Source organism: Clostridium sp. chh4-2, assembly GCF_002899675.1.
Classification (GTDB): Bacteria; Bacillota; Clostridia; order Lachnospirales; family Lachnospiraceae; genus CHH4-2.
In genome coordinates this window covers 14135-31515 of record NZ_PKUU01000007.1, presented here as the reverse complement: position 1 = coordinate 31515, position 17381 = coordinate 14135, and the positions used below count along the sequence as shown (strand labels likewise).

General features: G+C 48.6%; 29 protein-coding genes. All 29 read left to right on the top strand.

What is annotated here, in order from left to right; all coding sequences use genetic code 11:
• Positions 1-6: 6 nt before the first annotated feature.
• The 29 genes from C0033_RS08995 to C0033_RS08875 all read left to right on the top strand — a co-directional run bounded on the left by C0033_RS08995 (position 7) and on the right by C0033_RS08875 (position 17368).
• Positions 7-210 (top strand): hypothetical protein, encoded by a 204-nt coding sequence (locus C0033_RS08995; protein WP_103227526.1) that lies wholly within the window; start codon positions 7-9, stop codon positions 208-210.
• A complete protein-coding gene (locus tag C0033_RS26995; RefSeq protein WP_180994648.1) occupies positions 203-358 on the top strand; it encodes a hypothetical protein in 156 nt (51 codons plus the stop codon). Before C0033_RS08995 ends, C0033_RS26995 begins: the two co-directional genes overlap by 8 nt.
• Positions 355-495, top strand: coding sequence for a hypothetical protein (locus tag C0033_RS26990; RefSeq protein ID WP_180994647.1), 141 nt, complete (start codon positions 355-357; stop codon positions 493-495). The genes C0033_RS26995 and C0033_RS26990 overlap by 4 nt, the downstream gene beginning before the upstream one ends.
• Entirely contained in the window at positions 476-1390 is a 915-nt protein-coding gene (locus C0033_RS08990) for a DUF1351 domain-containing protein (protein ID WP_180994646.1), read from the top strand. Before C0033_RS26990 ends, C0033_RS08990 begins: the two co-directional genes overlap by 20 nt.
• Complete coding sequence (locus C0033_RS08985) at positions 1390-1611, top strand: hypothetical protein (protein ID WP_103227524.1); 222 nt, start codon at positions 1390-1392, stop codon at positions 1609-1611. Before C0033_RS08990 ends, C0033_RS08985 begins: the two co-directional genes overlap by 1 nt.
• The gene (locus C0033_RS27305) at positions 1611-2321 is read left to right on the top strand and encodes an ERF family protein (RefSeq protein WP_207656865.1); all 711 of its coding nucleotides are present in this window, start codon (positions 1611-1613) and stop codon (positions 2319-2321) included. The genes C0033_RS08985 and C0033_RS27305 overlap by 1 nt, the downstream gene beginning before the upstream one ends.
• Positions 2318-2767, top strand: coding sequence for a single-stranded DNA-binding protein (locus C0033_RS08975; protein WP_103227523.1), 450 nt, complete (start codon positions 2318-2320; stop codon positions 2765-2767). The genes C0033_RS27305 and C0033_RS08975 overlap by 4 nt, the downstream gene beginning before the upstream one ends.
• Positions 2768-2777: 10 nt before the next feature.
• The gene (locus C0033_RS08970; RefSeq protein ID WP_103227522.1) at positions 2778-3296 is read left to right on the top strand and encodes an ERCC4 domain-containing protein; all 519 of its coding nucleotides are present in this window, start codon (positions 2778-2780) and stop codon (positions 3294-3296) included.
• A gap of 13 nt (positions 3297-3309) precedes the next feature.
• A complete protein-coding gene (locus C0033_RS08965) occupies positions 3310-3768 on the top strand; it encodes a CHC2 zinc finger domain-containing protein (protein ID WP_242984458.1) in 459 nt (152 codons plus the stop codon).
• A 1-nt stretch (position 3769) separates the two neighbouring features.
• Positions 3770-5653 (top strand): DUF927 domain-containing protein, encoded by a 1884-nt coding sequence (locus C0033_RS08960; RefSeq protein WP_103227520.1) that lies wholly within the window; start codon positions 3770-3772, stop codon positions 5651-5653.
• A gap of 282 nt (positions 5654-5935) precedes the next feature.
• Positions 5936-6175 (top strand): hypothetical protein, encoded by a 240-nt coding sequence (locus C0033_RS08955; RefSeq protein WP_103227519.1) that lies wholly within the window; start codon positions 5936-5938, stop codon positions 6173-6175.
• Positions 6176-6267: 92 nt separating this feature from the next.
• Entirely contained in the window at positions 6268-6483 is a 216-nt protein-coding gene (locus tag C0033_RS26985; RefSeq protein WP_180994645.1) for a hypothetical protein, read from the top strand.
• 212 nt (positions 6484-6695) lie between these two features.
• On the top strand, positions 6696-7127 hold the full coding sequence (locus C0033_RS08945; RefSeq protein WP_103227517.1) for a hypothetical protein: 432 nt from the start codon (positions 6696-6698) through the stop codon (positions 7125-7127).
• Between the two features lie 14 nt (positions 7128-7141).
• Positions 7142-7363: a hypothetical protein gene (locus C0033_RS08940; RefSeq protein ID WP_103227516.1), complete on the top strand. Its 222-nt coding sequence runs from the start codon at positions 7142-7144 to the stop codon at positions 7361-7363.
• An 18-nt stretch (positions 7364-7381) separates the two neighbouring features.
• A complete protein-coding gene (locus C0033_RS26975) occupies positions 7382-7555 on the top strand; it encodes a hypothetical protein (protein ID WP_180994643.1) in 174 nt (57 codons plus the stop codon).
• Positions 7556-7584: 29 nt separating this feature from the next.
• On the top strand, positions 7585-7746 hold the full coding sequence (locus C0033_RS26970; RefSeq protein WP_180994642.1) for a hypothetical protein: 162 nt from the start codon (positions 7585-7587) through the stop codon (positions 7744-7746).
• A 67-nt stretch (positions 7747-7813) separates the two neighbouring features.
• Positions 7814-8125, top strand: coding sequence for a DUF551 domain-containing protein (locus tag C0033_RS08935; RefSeq protein WP_180994641.1), 312 nt, complete (start codon positions 7814-7816; stop codon positions 8123-8125).
• A gap of 17 nt (positions 8126-8142) precedes the next feature.
• Positions 8143-8538, top strand: a complete 396-nt coding sequence (locus C0033_RS08930) for an HNH endonuclease signature motif containing protein (protein WP_103227514.1) — start codon at positions 8143-8145, stop codon at positions 8536-8538.
• A complete protein-coding gene (locus C0033_RS08925; protein ID WP_103227513.1) occupies positions 8513-8770 on the top strand; it encodes a hypothetical protein in 258 nt (85 codons plus the stop codon). Before C0033_RS08930 ends, C0033_RS08925 begins: the two co-directional genes overlap by 26 nt.
• A 213-nt stretch (positions 8771-8983) precedes the next feature.
• Positions 8984-9379, top strand: coding sequence for a hypothetical protein (locus tag C0033_RS08915; protein ID WP_103227511.1), 396 nt, complete (start codon positions 8984-8986; stop codon positions 9377-9379).
• Between the two features lie 181 nt (positions 9380-9560).
• Positions 9561-9872, top strand: a complete 312-nt coding sequence (locus C0033_RS08910; protein ID WP_103227510.1) for a hypothetical protein — start codon at positions 9561-9563, stop codon at positions 9870-9872.
• Between the two features lie 80 nt (positions 9873-9952).
• Entirely contained in the window at positions 9953-10666 is a 714-nt protein-coding gene (terS, locus tag C0033_RS08905; RefSeq protein ID WP_103227509.1) for a phage terminase small subunit, read from the top strand.
• Positions 10659-11957 carry a PBSX family phage terminase large subunit gene (locus C0033_RS08900; protein WP_103227508.1) on the top strand — a complete coding sequence of 433 codons (1299 nt, stop codon included), beginning with the start codon at positions 10659-10661 and terminating at the stop codon, positions 11955-11957. Before terS ends, C0033_RS08900 begins: the two co-directional genes overlap by 8 nt.
• 139 nt (positions 11958-12096) lie before the next feature.
• A complete protein-coding gene (locus tag C0033_RS08895) occupies positions 12097-13596 on the top strand; it encodes a phage portal protein (protein WP_103227507.1) in 1500 nt (499 codons plus the stop codon).
• On the top strand, positions 13589-15076 hold the full coding sequence (locus C0033_RS08890; protein ID WP_103227506.1) for a phage minor head protein: 1488 nt from the start codon (positions 13589-13591) through the stop codon (positions 15074-15076). Before C0033_RS08895 ends, C0033_RS08890 begins: the two co-directional genes overlap by 8 nt.
• A complete protein-coding gene (locus C0033_RS08885) occupies positions 15073-15273 on the top strand; it encodes a hypothetical protein (RefSeq protein WP_146043753.1) in 201 nt (66 codons plus the stop codon). Before C0033_RS08890 ends, C0033_RS08885 begins: the two co-directional genes overlap by 4 nt.
• 62 nt (positions 15274-15335) lie before the next feature.
• Complete coding sequence (locus C0033_RS26965) at positions 15336-15491, top strand: hypothetical protein (protein ID WP_180994640.1); 156 nt, start codon at positions 15336-15338, stop codon at positions 15489-15491.
• A 154-nt stretch (positions 15492-15645) separates the two neighbouring features.
• Positions 15646-16329, top strand: coding sequence for a DUF4355 domain-containing protein (locus C0033_RS08880; RefSeq protein WP_103227504.1), 684 nt, complete (start codon positions 15646-15648; stop codon positions 16327-16329).
• Between the two features lie 22 nt (positions 16330-16351).
• Entirely contained in the window at positions 16352-17368 is a 1017-nt protein-coding gene (locus tag C0033_RS08875) for a major capsid protein (protein WP_103227503.1), read from the top strand.
• The last annotated feature ends 13 nt before the right edge of the window (positions 17369-17381 follow it).

Below are 17381 nucleotides of genomic sequence, written 5' to 3'. Positions count from 1 at the left end.
GTCAAGATGGATAAGGTACGTGTTACAGAGCTGCGTCCAGGCCAGACCATTCGGTTCGAATCCGGTACGCCAGATAACTGGGTAAAACTTAAAATCCATGAAGTACACCATTTTGAAAAGATGGTAATGCTTGTGGGTGACAGTACCGGATGGCAGAATGATTATTCATTCCGGCAGGATGAAATGGTGGAGGTGGTTGCGGATGAATGAACAATACCGAAGGATGTGGATCCTGGAAAAAGAACGGATCGCCAGGAAAGCAAAAGAGTCCGGAACAGACATCAGAAAACGGGAACTTCTTTGCAACCTTTTGATAGAGATGGATATTTTGGAAGCAGAGGTGGTGCTGGAGGAATGAGGGATTTATACCAGTGCGATGCCTGCGGATGTACGGATGATGATGTCTGCCGGGAATGCCGGCGGCAGAGCCAAATAAGAAAAGAACATGCCCGGGAGCGGGATGAAGGAGGATATGATGAGCGAGATAATGTTTGAGGTGATGGCGCCAGCCAGCACTATTAGTGCCAATTTTGAACAGGTAAAGGAGCAGCTGGCCGAAGAAATGAGTCAGTATGAGGGGATCGTTTTTACGGAGGACAGTAAGGCGGCAGGCAAGAAAAAGGTTGCGGAGCTTCGTAAAACCAAAAAGGATATTGATGACCGCCGCAAGGAGGTAAAGAAGCAGTGGATGGCCCCGTATAATGCCTTTGATGAACAGGTGAAGGAACTGCTGGCATTGGTGGACAAACCTATCAATTACATAAACAGCCAGGTTGAGGCATTTGAACAGAAGCGCCTGAAGGAGCGGGAGGCTGAAATCCAGGCCATCTATCAAGAAGAGATTGGGGACCTGGCTGAGTTCCTTCCGCTTTACCGGGTGCGGAATGAGAAGTGGGGGAACGCATCCACAAGCGCCAAGGCCATCCGGAATGAAATGCAGGCCGCTATTGCCTCCGCCCGGGCGGGGAAAACGGCAATCGAGGCAATGCAGTCTGATGCAGTACCGAACGCCCTGCGCAAGTTCCAGACAACACTGAATTTGGCGGATGCCCTGGCTTATATAAACCAGTACGAGGCACAGCGGGCAGAGATGCAAAAACGTGAGGAAGAACGCCGACAGAAGGAAGAGGAGCGTCGGCACCAGGCTGAAATTGAGCGCGTCCGCCATGAGGAGCGCCAGAGAGTCGAGGATGAGAAACGTATCCGGAAGGAAGCGGAAGCAGCGGCCATAAAACAGGTGACAACCGTGGACGAGGCGCGAGCATCGGAGCTCACGCTGCCGGATTCCCATACGGCAGTCTATACAGTCGTGGGGACGGATGAGGAGCTGCGGGAACTGGAGATGGCAATGATCAGCCTGGGGCTGTATTACGAAAGGAAGGATGCCTGATGCCGAACATTATTACTGTCAACCGGAGAAAAGAAGTGAAAATTAACCGCAATGCCAGAGGAGACGGGGTTATTAAAATCGACTCAGATTCCGCGGATATCTTGGAGCGGTTCTTGTGTGAGGCAAATGCGGACCTGTCGGTGAAGGAGCTGGCTTCTTCCATGATTAAGTATGCAGCCGATGACACGATTATTAAAGTCGATGGAGGGGAGGATGCCTGATGACAGAGACAGCAAAAATTTATGGCACCATTAACAGCGTCATGAGCGAGATCGGGGCGATCGGGAAGGAAAAACGGAGCCAGCAGGGCTTCAACTACCGCGGAGTGGATGACGTAATGAACGCACTAGCCCCTGCATTCATTAAGAATAAGCTGTTTGTCGTCCCGGAGGTGCTGGAGCAGTCCAGGGAGGAACGGAGCACGGCCAAAGGTGGGATGCTGATCTATTCCATCTGTAAGATTAAATATACGTTTTTTGCGGAGGACGGCTCCCATGTGGAAGTCATCACGATAGGCGAAGGCATGGACAGCGGGGATAAGGCGACAAACAAGGCCATGTCAATCGCCTTCAAATATGCCTGCTTCCAGATATTCTGCATCCCGACCGAGGAGATGGTTGACCCTGATGCGGAGGGGCATACGCTCCCACCAAAGCAGGGTGGCAGCGGGAAGAGACAGGAGAAACAGCCAGCGAAAAAAGGTGCGGAACCTATGGATTCCGAAACGCCCGTCGCCGCACTGGCGAAGAGGATCACGCAGGAAGAAATAGAATCCATCAAGGGGCAGGTGGAAAAATACAGCGCCCGTGGTCTGAAAATGGAGAAAATCCTGAAAATGTATCAGATCAAGGATATCGCAGAGATGTCGGCAGAGCAGTATAAGGACTGCATGAATAAACTGAAACTTTATGATAAGGAGGAACCGGCATGAATAGGGCAATCCTAATGGGGAGGCTTACCAGAGATCCGGAGATAAGGTATTCCCAGGGAGAGCGATCCATTACAATCGCGAGGTATACGCTCGCAGTAGACAGGCGTGGACGCAGGAGCCAGGACAGCGACCAGGCTGCGGACTTTATCAATATCGTGGCGTTTGACAGGGCAGGAGAATTTGCGGAGAAGTATTTTCGTCAGGGTATGAGGGTTCTGGTCTCTGGTCGGATCCAGACTGGGAGCTATATCAATAAGGAAGGACAGAAGGTTTACACGACGGATATCATCGTGGACGACCAGGAGTTTGCAGATAGCAAGGGGGCAGGCGGTGACAATGGCGGAGGATACCAGCAGGCATCCAGGCCAGTTCCAACCAGCGCGATTGGCGACGGCTTCATGAACATCCCGGATGGGGTGGAAGACGAAGGCCTGCCCTTCAACTAGGGGTGATTGATTGAACATACAGATCGACAGCAGAGAAAAGGCTAAGGCAATACAAAAGATAATCAAGGAGTTTGACCGCCGAGGCGTGGATCACTTCGTTTCAAAATTATATGTCGGGGATTATATGAACTATGATAATCCCCGTTTGATTATAGACCGGAAACAGAGCCTGAATGAGCTGTGCAGCAATGTCTGCCAGGAACATAACCGGTTCAGGGATGAGATACTTCGGGCGAACGAACATGGAATCCAGATGATTATCCTATGTGAACATGGCGGGGGAGTGAACTGCCTGGAGGATGTAATCTGGTGGGATAATCCGAGACGCCATAAACGGGTGAGAAATCCGGATACTGGCCGATGGGAGAACCTGGAAACCAAAGCAGTTACCGGAGATAAGCTGTACAAGATCCTGTGTACATTTCAGAGAAAGTATGGCTGCCGGTTCCTGTTTTGCGATAAAAAGGATACCGGGCGGCGGATCATTGAGCTATTGGGTGGTGATGAATATGACAGTGGAAGAGATTAAGGCTACATATAATATGAGGGATATTGTGGAACGGTATGGATTTCAGCCCAATCGAGCGGGCTTTATTCAATGCCCATTCCATCAAGGCGATAGACAGGCCTCTTTAAAAGTATACGAACACAACTTTCACTGCCATGCCTGTGGCGCAGACGGGGATATTTTTTCCTTTGTGCAGATGATGGATGATGTGGATTTTAAGACGGCTTTCCAGACACTTGGCGGAGAATACCAGAAGCCGACATTTTCTAGCCGCCTATCTGTTTATCAGGCACAGAAACGACGGGAAATGCATCAGAAGGAGCGGCAGAGGCAAGAAGCGCGGAAATGGCTCAATAACATTCTTATCAGTGTTTATAGGGGCTATATGGAGCGATCCGAGCCTCTGTCAGACGTTTGGTGCGATTGCTATAACGCCTTGCAATATCAGCTCTATATACAGGCAAAAATAAACGGATTGGAAGCGAGGTGGTAGCATGGTGCCGCTTAATGAGCTAACGGCGGAAACCGTCATCTCAGATGACATTCTGACAGAGGTATTCGATCAGGAGGACGAATTATATAAATCCCGGCTCCTGCTGTCTTTGGAAGACCGCGCAGGTGAGCTGGGGGTAAAAAAGAAGTTTCAGGAACTGGTGAAGGCATACAAAAGAGTGGAGCGTGAGATGCGGCGCCGGGAGCGTGAACGGAAGAGCCAGCCCTGCTCTTTGGAGCAGTGGACGAACTTTTCCGGCCCTTATGACAATATGCAGTGTAAGCAGTGGATTGCGTCCGAGAACGGCATATATTTGAACAACCCTTCAACCGGTTATACGGATATCCTGGCCTGCTATCATCCGATCCTGCCAGTGGAGCGTATGAAAAACCTGGAGACTGGCGAGGAGCAGATCAAGCTGGCCTACAAGAGGAATGGGCGGTGGGAAGAAATCATTGTTCCAAAGACCATGGTGACTTCCGCCAATAAGATTGTAGCATTATCCGGCCGTGGGATCGCGGTGACATCTGAAAACGCCAAATACCTGGTGAGATATCTGGCGGATGTGGAAAATGCAAATGAGGACCATATAGCGGTCCAATACTCCACGTCAAAGCTGGGATGGATCCGCGGTGGTTTCCTGCCGTATGATACGGAAATCATCTTTGACGGGGACGTGCGGTTCCGCCAGATTGCGGAGAGCGTGGTTCCTGCAGGCAGCCGAACGGCATGGTATGAGCACATGGCGCAGCTGCGCAGGACCGGGCGGATAGAGATTAAGTTCATGCTTGCGGCGTCTTTTTCCAGTGTGCTGGTGCAGCCCCTGGGCGGTCTGCCGTATTTTGTGGATCTTTGGGGCGAGACGGAAGGCGGCAAAACCGTGGATCTGATGGTGGCGGCGTCTGTCTGGGCGAATCCGGACGAGAACGCATACATCAAGGACTACAAGGGGACGGAGGTGGGCCTGGAGGCTATTTGTGATCTGCTGAACCATCTGCCGCTGATTCTGGACGACACCAGCAAGAAGAATCGCAAGATCGAGGATAATTTCGAGGGGCTGGTCTATGACTTGTGCTCCGGAAAGGGTAAGACCCGTTCCAACAAGGATCTGGGACTGAACCGGGAGAATCACTGGAAGAACTGCATTCTGACCAACGGTGAGCGGCCTCTGAGTTCCTATGTGACCCAGGGTGGAGCCATTAACCGAATCTTAGAGGTTGAGTGCGGCCGGAAGGTTTTTGACGATCCTGGAGCTACTGCAGAGCTGGTAAAACGCAATTATGGACATGCAGGCCGGGATTTTGTAGATGTTCTGAAGGATCTGGGCTGGGATAAGGTCCGGGAGATCCAGCAGGGAATTCTCCGTCAGCTGGCAGATGATGACAAGATGCAGAAACAGAGCCTGTCCCTTTCCATCGTACTGACAGCCGACAAGCTTGCCACAGACTATCTGTTTAAGGATCGGCAGTATATAAGCCTGGAAGAGGCCAGGGAGGTCCTGGTGGACCGTGATGAGCTTTCGGACAATGAACGCTGCTATCAGTTCCTGATGGACAAAGCAGCCATGAACCCGGCGCGGTTTGACAGAGATAATGAGAACGTGGAAAAGTGGGGAATGGTAAAAGATGGGTATATTATTTTCTATTCCCCGGCCTTCGCGGCCATATGTAAAGACGGAGGCTTCTCACGCGCATCGTTCCTGTCATGGGCGAACCGGAAGGGGATGCTGGAGACCGATCAGGGACGAATGGACAAGCTGAAAAGCGTCCAGGGGAAAAAGGTGCGGTGCATCGTTCTAAAGTTGAATGACGGCTCTGACAAGGACGGCTTTGTTCAAATGGACGATGAAGAGGGTCAGATGGAGCTTCCATTCAACGAACGGTAACCAAAGCACGGTTACCGCAAAAATCTAGGTTTTATGCGGGTTTGCGGGTGATTTTTGGCAGGGTAACCACAGTAACCAACAAAATTGCATCCCTATATAGAGAAAAATGTTTTTACACATTTGTGCAAAAAAAAATATCTCTCGCGCGTAAGACCATAAAAAGTATGGTTACTTTGGTTACTATACCTTGCAAAGCCTTATTTTATGCGGGTTTAAGCGGTAACCAAGAGTGGTAAAAAATGGTTACAGTAACCAGAAAATAGGTTACTGAGGAGAAGTTTAATGACAAATAAAGAATTATCAGATGTATTTACAGACATATATAACGGTTTCTGGATGAAATACCGGGATAATCTTCCTTTACTGTCTGATGAAGCTGGATGGGAAAAGATTACCGAAGAAGCCAGAGAACTGATGAAGAAACACGACTGCCAGCTGGCACGAAATATGGCGGCAGACTTATTAGTAATCATGGATCAGAGACAGAGGGATAAGGAGCGTAAGATTGTAGATGGCAAATAAAAAGAAACGGTCGTATTGCTATACCAAGCACACAATGATGTTGGATGCATACAGAATGCTGCAGGCAGCCCATGAAGGAGGAGGGAATTAATATGTTTGAAAAGCAGATAGACAGAGCAGAAGCATTCCGGCTGGCGAATACCGGGATGCGTGTGAAAGTACTGGTTCCTGGTCCGAAGGGATCAGAGTGGGAAGAATCAAAACCAACTACTCTCAGTGAGTTACTGGAAGGCTGCCTGTTCTTCCGGGACGAGCCGGCAGGAGTTAACCCGGATTTCGAGGCTGCGGTGCCCCCCCCCCAACGCTGATGGAGCAGTTGCAGGGGCTTCCACCGGCACCGAGAAACAGGCCACCAAGCGTGTGGTTACCGGTGCTAAACGTAAACGAAAATCGGTAGACGTAGGGAAAATATTGGCGTTGCATAAGGCAGGATGGAGCAACGTCAAGATTGCGGATGAACTTGGGATGAATGAAAAAACGGTATGGTATTACGTTGATAAAGCGAGAAAGGAAAGTCAGGATGGAGAAAAATGAGATGGACAAGCTGGTGGAGCCGATGATGGAACATATCTGTGATAGTCTGTGCCGACACCCTGCGGAGGAACCAGACCAAGAGACACTGGACAAGATCTGTGCGGAGTGTGAGATGGGGAAGTACATAGGCGGAATCCTGAATGAGTATAACCGGATCAACAAGTTCCAAGGATCTCAATGTGAGAAGTTGCTGGAGGAACTGGGGAGAGAGCGGCAGAAAAACAGATGGATTCCGGTGGCGGAGCGGCTGCCGGAAAAGACAGGAGACTACTGGGTTGCAATGCGGCACTTAGATGGCAGCATAAGCACGGAAAAAATGTTTTGGAGTCCTGAATGGCCTTATGAAGATGCGTGGAGAGAAGTTGTTGTTGCGTGGCAGGCGTATTATTACCCGGAGCCATTTGTTCCACAGAATTAAGATTTGGAGGCAATATGAAATATCAGTGTGTTGATAGCTTTAGTGTTGAAAAAAATGATGATGATGGTTTTTACGAATCAGGAAGCATGACTATTATGGCCGGAACAATGTGGGAAAGAGATATGTCAGATAATAGAATAATCGGTGGAGATGTAAAACTTGATAATCCTGAAACAATGGAATGGTTGGAAATCCCTTTTAGCACATTTATAAGATGTTTCCGCCAGGTAGATTGAAATGTGGAGGTGGAAGGAATGAACTTTAAGGAGGGAAGCCAGGCAGCAGAAGCTACGGAACAGGAACTTTTAAACCCATATGGAAAATATCTTTTTCAGTTTGCGGCGAATCATAATATGACTGTATCAGAAGCTGCAAAGCATCCAACAGTGCAGGCAAGATATGAGTACTTCTGTAAGACAGGAGCATAATTAATTGATATTTCCGGAAGGAGGATTAGATGAAAAATGGAGATCGAATTAGAAAAATGACGGACGAAGAACTGGCGCGCTTTCTGGCATGTGTAGATGCAGCATTATATCGAGATGACTTAGACATTGTAGCGTATAGGGCGGATAAAGTAGCAGATGCCTTGGAATGGCTTAAAAGGCAGACAAATTGACATTTTATAAAAGAGGGTGAAATTAGTTATGTTACAGATTGAAAAGGAACACAGGCGATCAACGCTTATGAGTAGCAGGAAAAAGGATCTGGTAGATCAGATTATGTATTTGGAGCATAACAATAATGTGTTGAATCGGACACTTGATACTCAGGCAACTAATTTTTTACAACTTAATAAGTGGATTCCAGTGGAGGAGCGGCTGCCAGGAACTGAGAGCGTTCTAATTACAAACGGAGAATTCGTAAAAGAAGGCTATTGCAGGCCCGATGGAATCTGGAAATATGGAAGAAGGGAAAATGAACTATTTTCTAATCTTTCAAGTAAAGGTGTTATCGCTTGGATGCCGTTACCGAAACCGTATAATCCGCAAAATTAGGATTTAAGGAGCGATCTATGAGGAGAAAACTAACTAGGGCGGAACGACAACAGGTATATGAAAAGTGTAAAGGTCATTGTGCCTATTGTGGAGGCATTCTGGAATACAAAGACATGCAGGTAGACCACGTTACCCCTCTGCGGATAGGTGGTACAGATGAAATACAAAATATGCTTCCATCCTGTCGAAGTTGTAATCATTATAAATCAACGCTTGATGTGGAGGGATATCGTAAGTATTTGGCAGGGATACCACATAGGCTCATGAGAGACAACATACCATTTCAAATTGGCGTTAGATTTGGTTTGGTGCAACATATCAAGGATGATGTGACATTTTATTTTGAAACATTAAATTATCATTTTCAGAAGGAGGGAAGGAAATACAATGACTGTAAAAGAAGTGAAAGATAAAATTGTACGATTACAAGAGTGTTATAAGAATTTAGCACGATTGCAGAATTTTTTCCTTGGTGCATATGATGTACCCGCCGAAACAATTGACGACTTAAAAAATAATATTGAAGAAATGGCACATTTAAGTATACCGATCAGGGATTTGTGTTCAGCAAGCGCTAAATTTTTATCGGATGAAATTGAGCGATTAAATAATGTAATTGATAACACGTCTGTTAATGTAAACTGATATTTTCACTAGCAAGGGAGGACAATTTGGATAGAAAAGAAGAACATGCTGCGGTCCTTCAAGCAGCGCAGGCCAGGGCCGCGAAGCAGCATTACATACTAAATGGTCCACCGCCGGACTCCTGGTCGTCCCGGATGCCGGCATACTGCTACACGGTACTGTGTCCGGTGCTGGAACTGCGGAAGGTGCTAGTTAAGAGGGGAGGGGATGCCGATGGAGCGGATCAGAAAGCGGGATATGAAGCTGAGCGATTATAATATTTCCCGTGCTAAGTATAATGAGCTGAAATATTTCTGTATGCAGTATGAGGAGAAAAAGCAAAAACTGAATTGGAGCTATGGGATCGGAGCAGTGATAAATGATGGGATGCCAAAAGGGAACCTTCCGGGGAATCCGGTAGAGCGAACGGCTATTCAGAATACGATGCTGCAGAAGGATATTGAATTGATAGAGCAGACGGCGATTGAGGCCGATCCGGAGATTTATCAGTGGATATTAAAAAATGTGACCGATGGGATCGGATATGACTATTTGGATGTGCCAAAATGTCGATCTGATTTTTATAGTAGTAGAAAATATTTTTTCTATTTACTTTCTTTAAAAAGATGATCACTCAGAGGGGGTACTTCCGTGATATTCTGGTATCATGGATTTAGGTGAAAGGGCTTGAATCCATGACCTCCTCCCAAATGAATATTTTATCCCCACGAGAAAGCGCCTGTCGGTTGATGGGTGCTTTTCTTTTGTCTTAATTTGATGTATGATAAAAGAAAATTGTAGGAGGGAATTTATGACTGTGAGAAAAGGGTGGAATGCACACGGGGATATCGGAATGGTTTTAGAAAATATAGCAAGAAATATTCTTAATCCCGGGGTACCATATGGAGCTGATTATACAATTTATGATGCCAGTGCTATCGAATCAGGTACATTTGCAGAAGTAATGATTTGCCTGTTGCGTCATGAAAAGGGTTATGAAGATATTGAGGAAATAGAAGATTTTAGCAAAAGTTTGGCAGATATATGGGGAAAAAGTCTTCATGATATAGAGCCTGAAAAAGCGCAAAAACTATTGGATAAGTTTGTAATATTAATAAAGTAAAATGCTAAAGACGTAGAGCCTTGGATTGAAGCTAAGGCTCTTTTTCTATACCCAAAACAAACGAATTGGAGGTGAGTGGCTTGCCAAAGCCAAGAAGCCCAAACCGGGAAAAATCCTTTGAGATTTACAAGGAGCACGATGGAAATATTGAAAATCGGCGGATTGCTGAAATGCTTGGGATATCCGAAAAGACAGTGGGCGGATGGAAGTGCAAGGACGCATGGGAAGCGAGGTTGAATGGAGTACTCCAATCAAAAGAACGGAGTACTCCGAAAGAAAAAGGAGGCCAGCCTGGTAATAAGAACGCAGTCGGTCATGGGGCTCCTGAACGAAATAATAATGCAGAGAAGCATGGCCTTTTTCGGAAGTACCTTCCGGAGGAGACCTTTTCTATTATTGAACAAATGCCCACGGATCCACTGGATATCCTGTGGGATCAGATCCAGATCGCTTATGCTGCTATCATCCGGGCGCAGTCAATCATGTATGTCCGGGATCAGAAGGATAGCACTAAGACTAAGATTGGGCAGAAGGATAGCGATACGGTTACGGAGGAGCGCTGGGAGGTACAGCAGGCCTGGGACAAGCAGGCGAACTTCCTCCAGGCACAGGCCAGGGCGCAGAAGACGTTGGAAGGGCTTATCAAGCAGTACGATGAACTATTGCATAAGAACTGGGATCTGGCAACTGAGGAGCAGAAAGCACGTATCAATGCGCTGCGGGCGAAGGTGGAGGATAAAACGGACAAGCCGATTCATATCACATTTACGAAAGCGAGTGACGGTCATGGATGATGAGCGCAATGTACACTTTGCCCTGAATGACCACTTCTTTGATTTCGTCCATGACTGGAATTATAAGATCTACCTGACCGTCGGCGGCTATGGCAGCTCCAAAAGTTACCACGTGGCCGTGAAACTGATTAAGAAACTCCTGGAGGAGAAGCGCAAGGCCTTGGTGGTCCGCGAGGTATTCGATACCATTCGGGATTCCTGTTTTGACTTACTGCAGGAAGTGGCTGAGGCCATGGAGGTGACGGATTACATCACGTTCACCACGTCGCCGATGCGGGTGCGATTTAGCAATGGCAGCCGAATCATCTTCAAGGGCATGGACAAGCCCACAAAGCTAAAGTCCTTGAACGGCGTCAGTATTGTCTGGATTGAGGAGTGTTCCGAGGTTAAGTATGCAGGCTTTAAAGAGATCCTTGGGCGTTTACGGCATCCAACGATGAGTAATCACATTATCCTGTCCACGAACCCGGTAAGCAAGAGCAACTGGGTATACAGGCATTTCTTCCAGAATGACGCTGCCAAGGTTAAGATCAAGATCCTGGACGATGAGGAACTGTATCAGAAGCGGATTGTAGTGATTGGGAACACCTATTATCACCACAGCACCGTGGACGATAACTACTTTGTACCGGAAGATTACATTACGCAGCTGGATGAGCTGCAGCAGTGCGATCCGGATCTGTATCGGGTAGCCAGGAAAGGGCGTTTTGGAGTCAACGGTAAGCTGGTGTTCCCTCAGTTCGAGGTTATGCCGTACAGCAATGGTATGGAGGAGATCAGACGGATCCGCCATCCGCTTAAAAAGAACGGTATGGATTTTGGTTTTGTGGAATCTTACAACGCCTTGCTCCGGCTGGTGATCGACCAGGATGAGAAGATTCTCTACATCATCTGGGAGTATTACAGCCGAGATAAGGATGATACAGAGATCGAGAAGGATATCGATGAATTCAGGCAGACGCAGGAGCTTATCAAGGCTGACTGCGCGGAGCCTAAGACCATCCGGTATTTCCGTAAGCAGGGGTTCCGGATGCAGTCCTGCCGGAAGTTTAAAGGTTCCAGGGCAGCCTATACCAAGAAGGTCAAGCGTTTCAAGAAGATCATCTGTCTGGACAGCTGCCCCAACACGATATCGGAGCTGCAGGAGCTGACCTTCAAAGAGGATAAGGACGGTAATATCGTGGAGGATGAGTTTAACATTGACCCACATACGCTGTCTGCAATCTGGTATGCCTTGGACGATTATGAGGTTGAGGATCTGAAAGGCGAAAATTTAAGGAGGCGCATCTAAATGTGCACACATAATTTTAAACAGGTTAACGATGTAAAGGTCTGTGTCCGGTGTGGATTAACAATCCCGCAGGGCGGTAGGCCATTTTTTGATAAGAATATTGTGGCGTATTATCAGCGCCGGAAGGGAGACAGGAGATATGGATAGATGGATGGGACGACTTTCCAGCATGGAGTATCCAGATTACTCCGCAGAGATTCAAGCAATCCGGAACGACGGGATCACGCCGGAACTCCTGAACCGGATCATACGCCGTCATCAGGGATGCCGAGAACACATGCAACAGTTGTATGGGAGATATCGTACAGAGGCAGATAAGGTGCCGATCTTTACCCGGGAACCACGGTTTAAGGACGACGGTGAACATCAGGCTGAGAATGCAATCAATAACCGGGTTAACAACGACTTTTTCAGTGAGATTAACGACATAAAAGTCGGGTTCTGTGCGGGGAAGCCGGCGAATTATACATATGGGGATGACTATCAGGCGGAGGAAGAGACTGGTGGAGAGGAGGCTGTGGAAGCAGCAAGCAAGGCACTGTCTGATTTTGTCAAGCGCAACAATATGTTCGACATCGATATGGAGGCGACCAAGTTTGCCGCGGTATGCGGCTATGCGGGGCGTCTCTTTTATATTGACCCGAAAGGTAATGAGCGCGTGATGATAATGCCGCCGTATGAGACGATCATCCTGTCGGAAACAGAAATGACGGAGCCGGAATTTGGGGTGCGGTACTATCAGTACCTGGACCTCAACGACCAGCAGACATGGAAGGTGGAATTTTATGACAGCGGCACAGTGCAGTTCTATGAGGGGCAGCTTGATGCACTCAGTTTTATAAATTCAAAGCCGCATTTGTTTGATTTTTGCCCGCTCCAGGGGATTCCTAATAACCGGGAGTTGATTGGGGATGCAGAGAAGCAGCTGGCATTGATTGATGACCATGACGGGAATTACAGCGACAACAGCAACGACATTGAGGGATTCGCCAATGCATACATGGTGTTCAAGAACTGCCGAATCAACGAGGATACCATGGCGAGGGCCAATGCCACCGGCGTGATCGGGGTAGACGTGGATGATCCGGAATCCCCATATGATGTCTACTACTTGACTAAGAACATCCAGGGAGATTTTGTCAACAGTCACCTGGATCGGGCGCAGGACAATATTTACCGGTTTTCAAAAACCCCCAACCTGAATGACCCGGAGTTCGCAGCTTCCTCCGGTATTGCACTGAGAATCAAAATGACCGGGCTGGAAACCAAGGCTGGAACATTTGATGCGAAACGAGTCAGCGCGGCTACCTATATGTTTGAGCTTTTGGCAAGCAGCTTTGCGAAAAAAGGGATCCCATTTGATCCACTACAATGCAACGTCAAATTCAATCATAACTTCCCTGTGGACTTCCTTGGTGAGGCGCAGGCTGTACAGGCATTGATCGCCGCAGGACTTCCGAAGAAGATTGCGTTTGGAGCATTGTCCATGATCGACGACGTGGAGCAAGTTTTAAGGCTGATTGAGACCGAAAAAGATGATATCCCAGATCTGGAAGATGAAGGCGAAGAAGTGAAGAAGCTGCCACAGAATGAACAACAGAAGGGAGTTCTACTAAAAGAGGAGATAGCGGATGGCTGATTATGAGTATGATGACCTGAACCGGCTGCTGGTTCAGGTACGCCGCATCGAGGAGCACCGGGAGAAGGGAGCCGAGGCAGAAATCCGCAAGGCCTACCAGGAGTTAATGAAGGAACTTCAACACTACCTGGCGGATACATATACCCAGTATGCGGAAGACGACCAGCTTACATATGCCATCCTCCAAAAACACGGCTATTATGCCCGGTTCCTGGAGGAAGTGGAACAGAAGATCAATGACATTTCCCCGGATGTCAAGCGGCTTATCCGCAGCATGGTGGACCAGACCTACGAGTACACGTACAATGGGATGATTGACTGCGTTAAGAAGGCATCCGCCGGCGTGGAAATGGGAACACTGAAAGCTTGCACACCTGACATCATCCGCAGGGCAGTCGAGAATCCTGTGTCAAAACTGACTCTCAATGATCGTCTGGAGAAGCATCGGAAGGAAATCATTTATGATATCAAGCAGAATATCAGCGTCGGCCTGATGAATGGTGACCGGTACAGCACAATGGCGAACCGGATCAAGAAGTCCGTTAACGGTGACTATAAGAAGGCGATCCGGATTGCCAGGACGGAGACTCACCGGGTACGGGAGGCCGGGAACCATGATGCGGCGCTGCTGACTGATGAGGTGCTGAAGATCAGCGAGAGCGGGATGTGGATGGCGAAGACTTGGAAGACGATGAAGGACGAACGTGTGCGGCCAGCGGGGAAGACCAAGGGAAAAGCAAGGAGGTACGACCATCGGAAGATGGAAGGTATCATGATTCCGGTCGAGGAAGAATTCACCCTTCCAAGCGGGGCGAAGACCATGGCTCCGGGGCAGAGTGGTGTGGCAGGGGAGGATATTAACTGCCGGTGTTATCTGTCTTACGGATTAAAAAAGGCTGATTTGCAGGATAAGGAACCACAGGGCAGGAAGAAGCGGACGAAAGAGGAATTACAGGCCGCTAGCGTGAACGCAAAGAATATCACCGAGAAATACACCACCCGTCCGAGTAAGTGGAGCGGAAAGGTCACCGTGGATGATGAAGCGTGCCGCAGGGATAAAATTGCTGGTCGGAAGGAATGGAACTGTGATATACTGTTAAAAAGCACGGCATCGGACAAAACAATCATCCATGAGCATCTCCATGCACGATCCGGGAGCTATCTGAACCGCATCACCTATATAAAGCATGGAGCAATGGAAGAGGCTTCAGTGGAGCTGCTGGCCCGTGAGATATGCACCAATGAGAGAATCCCTTTTAGCGGATATCCCAGGCATGGTGTAGAAGCCCTCAGGAAGATTAACCGGATAACCGGGCTCCGGGACAATGACCTTGATTTCGCTGTCTCCCTGTTTGGGAAAAGCCTTGACAGGCGGTATAGCTGGCTGGAAGCACAGGTGGACAGGTATCTGAAAATGAATAACCAGGATTCGGAAGCCCTGCGTGAGCTTCTGAGGCAAGTGAAGGGGGCGAATTGGTGATGAAGAGCCGGGCGGATGCGCTTATCGAAAAAGTGGACGACTTCAGGTTGTGGGAGGACAGGGAATCATTCCTTGCATTCCGACAGGAAGTGTTTGGTCTGTATGACGCCTTAACGGAAGCAGAACAGAGAGGTGTGGATGAATCAATGGTGATGGAACACATCGCAATGATTTATTCATGCTATGTGGATGGGTGATGCCATCAGCCGGGAACGGCTGGTGGTTTTTTGTTGCGACATCGCAACAAAAAGGAGCAAACATGGATGATATCAGAACAGTAGTAAAGGAACTCCGCCGGATTGTCGATGCCGTGGAACGGATTGCAAAGGCACTGGAAAAGCAGAATAGAATCATCAACTATTCTCCCAACATAACCATAGCGGAGGGAGAAACACAGGAGAATGAGGAGACGTGAAAGCGTCTTTTTTTAATGCCCTCTGATAAGGCACAAAACTGTCAGCCCGTCACTCCCGGAATGTGGGGCGGTGAAACTATCAACTCAATGTGGACTTACCAGTTGCCACTCTCGGAACGTGGGGTCGGGGTAAGGACTCGAAAGGAGCAGAGGAATGAAATTAAGTAAATTAAAAGAACTGTTGGAATCAGGATCCATTACACAGGAAGAATATGATGAGATGGCGAAAACCGCAGAGGACGATACCAAAACGGATCCACCACAGGAAGGGCTGCCTAAAAATGATCCGTCTACAGATCCAGAGGATTCGGAGAAGAAACTGGAGAAGATGGTTCAGGCAGCGGTTGACCGCGCGACCAACAAGCTTGGCAATGAGAATAAGAAACTCAAGGGCGAGCTGGAGAAGGAGCGCAAGAAGAACCTGTCGGCTGATGAATTAAAGCAGCTGGAGCTTCAGGAGAAGGAGCGGGAACTGGCTCAGAAGGAACAGGAGATCAAGGAGAAAGAGAACCGTATGTATGCCATCAAGGCGCTGAAGAAAGCAGAACTTGATGACGGCAGTGAGGAGACCCTGGACCTGGTGGAGTTTGTCCTGGGAGAGGATGAGACAGCCATTGACGTAAAGGTTAAGGCCCTTCAGAAGTTTGCCCAGCGTGTTGCGAAGTATACGACCGACGGGATCTACAAGGCCAATGGGCGCACCCCGGGCAAGGGCAACGCCGGCAGCGGTCAGGATAATCCCTGGAGCAAGGATTCCTGGAACCTGACAAAACAGATGGAACTGGAGATCAATAACCCGGAGCTGGCAAAGACATTAAAGACCAGCGCCGGAAAGTAAAAGAAAAGGAGAGAAGTGAATTATGCCTATTACAACGATTGCTGATATGCAGATTGTACCCCCGAAATTTGCGGAGTACATCATCACGAGAACAACAGAGAAATCCATGCTGGTGCGCAGTGGGATCACAACCGCAGACCCGACGGTATCCCAGGTTATCAATGGGACACCCAAAGGCGGAAATTCCATCATCATGCCTTACTACAAGCCGCTGACCGGCGAGGATGAGGTGTTTGGTGAGGAGGAGATCGGTGTTGATAAGATTTCCACCGACAACGAGAAAGCCACGCTTCTGATCCGTCAGAAAGCATGGGGCGACACGGATCTTTCCAGGGTATTTGGCGGATCTGATCCGATGTCTGCGATCGCAGATCTGGCAGCGGACTGGTGGATCACCAGGGAACAGGCAGTCATGATGGCGATCCTGAAGGGTATCCTGGACCCGTCCAAGGGTGCGCTGAAAGGCCATGTGCTGGATGTGTCTGCATCGGAGGGGAGTGATTGCATCATCGGTGTGGACAATACGCTGGATGCCAAACAGCTGATGGGCGATGCCTATGATAAGCTTGGCATGGTGTTCATGCACAGTGCCACCTATACCCGGCTGCAGAAACAGCAGAACATTGAGACCGAGTATGATGCCACTTTGCAGATCAAGATCGACTACTATCTGGGATATCAGGTGGTTGTGGATGACGGGATGCCGTATGATCCTGCTACAAAGACTTATATGACCTATTTCCTGGGCAAGGGTGTATTTGCCCGGAATGACGGCATGCCGCAGGGTCTGGTTGGTGTTGAGACTGACAGGAACAAGAGAAAGGCGGAGAACATCCTGATCAACCGCCGGGCTCTGGTCATGCATCCGCTTGGCCTGTCCTGGAATACGGAGGCGACTCTGGCGGGCGGCAAGAAGTATGCGGCCAATGCAGACCTGGAGAAGCCGGCTAACTGGACGCTCAAGAAGGATCATAAGAACATCCCGATCGTGGCGCTGAAGCATAAGCTCGAGGCAAACCCGGCGGCTCCGACAACGTAAGAAAGGATGAAGG